This window comes from Streptococcus suis YS161 (assembly GCF_002760245.1).
GTDB classification, from domain to species: domain Bacteria; phylum Bacillota; class Bacilli; order Lactobacillales; family Streptococcaceae; genus Streptococcus; species Streptococcus suis_I.
Genome location: NZ_ASCA01000037.1, coordinates 1 through 2,873 on the forward strand (window position 1 = coordinate 1; position 2,873 = coordinate 2,873).

2 protein-coding genes and 2 pseudogenes are annotated in these 2,873 nt (G+C 27.5%); 3 read left to right on the forward strand and 1 reads right to left on the reverse strand.

Going from position 1 to position 2,873, the window contains the following annotated elements; genetic code table 11:
• Positions 1–74: 74 nt before the first annotated feature.
• Positions 75–440, forward strand: a complete 366-nt coding sequence (locus SST111_RS05220; RefSeq protein WP_002303448.1) for a GNAT family N-acetyltransferase — start codon at positions 75–77, stop codon at positions 438–440.
• A complete protein-coding gene (locus tag SST111_RS05225) occupies positions 441–1,880 on the forward strand; it encodes a bifunctional aminoglycoside N-acetyltransferase AAC(6')-Ie/aminoglycoside O-phosphotransferase APH(2'')-Ia (protein ID WP_001028144.1) in 1,440 nt (479 codons plus the stop codon). It abuts the gene before it with no gap.
• 129 nt (positions 1,881–2,009) lie between these two features.
• On the opposite strand, the pseudogene SST111_RS05235 reads toward SST111_RS05225, so the two are convergent.
• Positions 2,010–2,474, reverse strand: a pseudogene (locus SST111_RS05235) (transposase); the annotation flags it as partial.
• Positions 2,475–2,548: 74 nt separating this feature from the next.
• On the opposite strand from SST111_RS05235, the pseudogene SST111_RS05240 reads away from it, so the two are divergent.
• Positions 2,549–2,873, forward strand: a pseudogene (locus SST111_RS05240) (IS6-like element IS1216 family transposase); the annotation flags it as partial.

The following is a 2,873-nucleotide window of genomic DNA, read 5'->3' on the forward strand; positions in this document are numbered from 1 at the left end:
CTCAATTGGAAAATATGATTTACTAACTATTTTTACACATAAAACCGTTTTTGATAAAATTGTAAAAGTACTATATGGTTTTTGATATTGATAATTTAAAAGGATTTCTTAATGATACCAGTTCATTTGGGTTTATAGCTAAAGAAAATAATAAAATTATAGGATTTGCATATTGCTATACACTTTTAAGACCTGATGGAAAAACAATGTTTTATTTACACTCAATAGGAATGTTACCTAACTATCAAGACAAAGGTTATGGTTCAAAATTATTATCTTTTATTAAGGAATATTCTAAAGAGATTGGTTGTTCTGAAATGTTTTTAATAACTGATAAAGGTAATCCTAGAGCTTGCCATGTATATGAAAAATTAGGTGGTAAAAATGATTATAAAGATGAAATAGTATATGTATATGATTATGAAAAAGGTGATAAATAAATGAATATAGTTGAAAATGAAATATGTATAAGAACTTTAATAGATGATGATTTTCCTTTGATGTTAAAATGGTTAACTGATGAAAGAGTATTAGAATTTTATGGTGGTAGAGATAAAAAATATACATTAGAATCATTAAAAAAACATTATACAGAGCCTTGGGAAGATGAAGTTTTTAGAGTAATTATTGAATATAACAATGTTCCTATTGGATATGGACAAATATATAAAATGTATGATGAGTTATATACTGATTATCATTATCCAAAAACTGATGAGATAGTCTATGGTATGGATCAATTTATAGGAGAGCCAAATTATTGGAGTAAAGGAATTGGTACAAGATATATTAAATTGATTTTTGAATTTTTGAAAAAAGAAAGAAATGCTAATGCAGTTATTTTAGACCCTCATAAAAATAATCCAAGAGCAATAAGGGCATACCAAAAATCTGGTTTTAGAATTATTGAAGATTTGCCAGAACATGAATTACACGAGGGCAAAAAAGAAGATTGTTATTTAATGGAATATAGATATGATGATAATGCCACAAATGTTAAGGCAATGAAATATTTAATTGAGCATTACTTTGATAATTTCAAAGTAGATAGTATTGAAATAATCGGTAGTGGTTATGATAGTGTGGCATATTTAGTTAATAATGAATACATTTTTAAAACAAAATTTAGTACTAATAAGAAAAAAGGTTATGCAAAAGAAAAAGCAATATATAATTTTTTAAATACAAATTTAGAAACTAATGTAAAAATTCCTAATATTGAATATTCGTATATTAGTGATGAATTATCTATACTAGGTTATAAAGAAATTAAAGGAACTTTTTTAACACCAGAAATTTATTCTACTATGTCAGAAGAAGAACAAAATTTGTTAAAACGAGATATTGCCAGTTTTTTAAGACAAATGCACGGTTTAGATTATACAGATATTAGTGAATGTACTATTGATAATAAACAAAATGTATTAGAAGAGTATATATTGTTGCGTGAAACTATTTATAATGATTTAACTGATATAGAAAAAGATTATATAGAAAGTTTTATGGAAAGACTAAATGCAACAACAGTTTTTGAGGGTAAAAAGTGTTTATGCCATAATGATTTTAGTTGTAATCATCTATTGTTAGATGGCAATAATAGATTAACTGGAATAATTGATTTTGGAGATTCTGGAATTATAGATGAATATTGTGATTTTATATACTTACTTGAAGATAGTGAAGAAGAAATAGGAACAAATTTTGGAGAAGATATATTAAGAATGTATGGAAATATAGATATTGAGAAAGCAAAAGAATATCAAGATATAGTTGAAGAATATTATCCTATTGAAACTATTGTTTATGGAATTAAAAATATTAAACAGGAATTTATCGAAAATGGTAGAAAAGAAATTTATAAAAGGACTTATAAAGATTGATTATATAATATATGAAAAGCTATTATAAAAGACATTAGTATTAAATAGTTTAAAAAAATGAAAAATAATAAAGGAAGTGAGTCAAGTCCAGACTCCTGTGTAAAATGCTATACAATGTTTTTACCATTTCTACTTATCAAAATTGATGTATTTTCTTGAAGAATAAATCCATTCATCATGTAGGTCCATAAGAACGGCTCCAATTAAGCGATTGGCTGATGTTTGATTGGGGAAGATGCGAATAATCTTTTCTCTTCTGCGTACTTCTTGATTCAGTCGTTCAATTAGATTGGTACTCTTTAGTCGATTGTGGGAATTTCCTTGTACGGTATATTGAAAGGCGTCTTCGAATCCATCATCCAATGATGCGCAAGCTTTTGAATATTTTGGTTGATCGATATAATCATGAATCAATCGATTTTTAGCCTCACGCGCTAAGTTAATATCTGTGAACTTAAAAATTCCTTTAACAGCTTCTCTGAAAGATTTTGAATTTTTTTTAGGAATGGTGGTAAAGATATTTCTTAGGAAGTGAACTTGGCATCTTTGCCAACTTACGTTGGTGAAGGATTTTCTAATGGCAGAGACTAATCCGGTTCTGTTGCAAAGTTTTAAATCTACTATCAAATAAGGTAGAATAATAGAAAAAGATAGCAGGAGGAATGACGATGAATCATTTTAAAGGAAAGCAATTTCAGCAGGATGTGATTATTGTAGCCGTGGGCTACTATCTTCGTTATAACCTTAGCTATCGTGAAGTTCAAGAAATCTTATATGATCGTGGCATTAACGTTTCTCATACGACGATTTATCGTTGGGTGCAAGAATATGGCAAACTACTCTATCAAATTTGGAAAAAGAAAAATAAAAAATCCTTTTATTCATGGAAAATGGATGAAACGTACATCAAAATTAAAGTAAAATGGCATTATTTGTATCGAGCCATCGATGCAGATGGTTTAACCTTGGATATTTGGTTACGTAAAAAACGGG

Excerpts from the sequence above, each read along its gene's own strand:
- SST111_RS05220 (WP_002303448.1), top strand. The coding sequence starts at position 75 with ATGGTTTTTGATATTGATAATTTAAAAGGATTTCTTAATGATACCAGT.
- SST111_RS05225 (WP_001028144.1), top strand. The coding sequence starts at position 441 with ATGAATATAGTTGAAAATGAAATATGTATAAGAACTTTAATAGATGAT.